Source organism: Paragemmobacter amnigenus (assembly GCF_009908265.2).
GTDB classification, from domain to species: Bacteria; Pseudomonadota; Alphaproteobacteria; order Rhodobacterales; family Rhodobacteraceae; genus Paragemmobacter; species Paragemmobacter amnigenus.
On the sequence record NZ_JAAATX020000028.1, the window covers coordinates 1 to 2,155 of the forward strand.

1 protein-coding gene, 1 tRNA gene and 1 pseudogene are annotated in these 2,155 nt (G+C 59.4%); 1 reads left to right on the plus strand and 2 read right to left on the minus strand.

What is annotated here, in order from left to right; genetic code table 11:
* Window positions 1–273: 273 nt before the first annotated feature.
* Window positions 274–726: a hypothetical protein gene (locus GU927_RS20350; RefSeq protein ID WP_217765747.1), complete on the plus strand. Its 453-nt coding sequence runs from the start codon at window positions 274–276 to the stop codon at window positions 724–726.
* A 614-nt stretch (window positions 727–1,340) separates the two neighbouring features.
* On the opposite strand, the pseudogene GU927_RS20355 reads toward GU927_RS20350, so the two are convergent.
* Together GU927_RS20355 and GU927_RS20360 are read right to left on the minus strand one after the other, a co-directional pair.
* Window positions 1,341–1,664 (minus strand): annotated as a pseudogene (locus GU927_RS20355) (nicotinate-nucleotide diphosphorylase); the annotation flags it as partial.
* Between the two features lie 365 nt (window positions 1,665–2,029).
* Window positions 2,030–2,106, minus strand: a tRNA-Met gene (locus GU927_RS20360).
* Between the last annotated feature and the right edge of the window lie 49 nt (window positions 2,107–2,155).

Here is a 2,155-nt window from a genome sequence, read left to right on the forward strand (position 1 = left end):
GAAAAGCGGCTCTGCCGGGCCAGAATGCTGCGGGTTCGAGGCTTGATCCACCCGACTTCGGCCGTTTGCGCGACGACAGACACCGCTCGGGGCGAAAAACGCTTGCCCAGCGAGCAAAATCAGGCGATCTTGAAGTCAAGCGGCAGGCCACTTGGGGAATGTCGGCCTAAACCCCCGACCTATTTCGCGGCGGCGAACAATCACGCCTTCTGGTCCGGTCCTTGCCCATCGTCGTGTAGGCAAGAGAAACGCAACATTAGAAAGGAACGACCCATGAAGATCAAAAGCAACCTCCTGATACTCACCGCCACGGCAGCCTTGTTCGCAAACATGGCGTATGCGGCAATTGACTCCCAGTCGCTGGCCGACAGCTATCTTGCCAATGGATACAGCTATGTCGAGGTCCAGCAAGGCCCGACCCAAACGAAGGTGGAGGCTGTGAACGGCAACAGCACCGTCGAGGTGATCTATTCCAACGTGACCGGAGAGATCCTGAGCCAGGAAACCCAATCGACCGAGGACGAGTATGCTGGCCGCACGGGGGTGGAAATCCAAACCTCGGAGGAGGATTTCCTGGACGATGACGAAAACGGCGATGGCGAAAACGGCGGAGGCTATGGCGGAGGCGACGGCGATGGCGAAAACGGCGGAGGCTATGGCGGAGGCGACGGCGATGACGAAAACGGTGGAGGCAATGGTGGAGGCTATGGCGGCTCGGACGACTGAGGCTGCCTGACTGACACACGCGAACCGGATCCCGCACGCTCTGGGGTCCGGTCTGGCACTCGGTGGGTGTGAAGGCGTCGAACAAGGTTCCGACCCTTCGCCATGAGGTGTCGATGGAGCGTTCTTCCGCTTTGCCGAAGACCCGCGCGCCTCACAAAACGCCACACGGTGTCATGCGCAACCGTCACACCTCGTGCCGCCAGTTCCGCCGTCAGGGAGCGTATCGTGAGATCGGGCTTCTCGGCAAGCCGGGCAAGCAGCCAGTCCCCGGCTTCGCCTGTCAGAACCAGACGGCGGGGACCTCCGATCCTGCCCCGTCCCGTGCGTTGCCGCTGTCCGATCCGCACCGCTGAAGCGATCGATACCCGCGTCTGGAGGCCATTGAAAGTGGAGCCACCATGTTCTGCACCCATCATCTGGTGGGTGCAGTGAATCACAAAATGACGACGCCGGGAATCCATATTCCGATTCAATCAGATGCAGACAGGCTCTAATATCATAATTTAGGTCCAGGTCGGTTGTGAATAAGGTCCTTCAGAGAAGACCAGTTCTCGGAAAACAAAGTTTTGCGATCAAACTGAAACCACGCGCGGGCGCCAGCGCGGGTACTGACGTCAGACATCAAGACCGAAGTCCAGCACGCGCACCGAATGGGTCAAAGCGCCGACAGAAATGTAGCCCACTCCCGTCGCCGCCACCTCGGCGATACGGTCCAGCCGCATGTTGCCCGACGCCTCCAGCACCACGTGGCCTTGGGCCATCGCCACGGCCTGGCGTAGGGTCGGGCTGTCCATGTTGTCCAGCAGCACGACATCGGCACCACCCTCGTCTAAAACCTCGGCCAGTTGGTCCAGATGATCGACCTCGATCTCGACCCGCACCATGTGCGAGGCGCGCGCCTTGACCGCCTGCAGCACCGGGCGGATGCCCCGTAATACCTGAAGCGAAGCGTGATGGTGCTTATGCCTGGCAGAAGGGACTGGTAGATCGCCTCGATGGGGCGCTGCATTCCAAGGGGATCAAGACCGCCATCCTGTCCAAGTTCAGTCCATTCAGGAAAGCCGGGGCCAAAGTCCTTCATCTTCAATCCATCGTTTAAGAACTACTGGTCGATGATGCTGGGTTCAGGATTCACCCGCAACGGTGCGTAACAGCGCCTTGCCCACCAACGTCGTCGAAAGCGGTAGTGTGCGTGCTGATGCGGTTTTTCTGTGGCGGTGTTGATGTGGCGTTGATGTAAACGGGCGAATGCAAAGAGCGCCCCGCGGGGCGCTGTGCAAGTCTTTGATAAGACGTGATTTTCTGGTTGCGGGGGCAGGATTTGAACCTGCGGCCTTCAGGTTATGAGCCTGACGAGCTACCGGGCTGCTCCACCCCGCGTCTGTTGTTGTCTTTTCTGGGGGATTTTGTGATCGTTTAGGGAGGGATT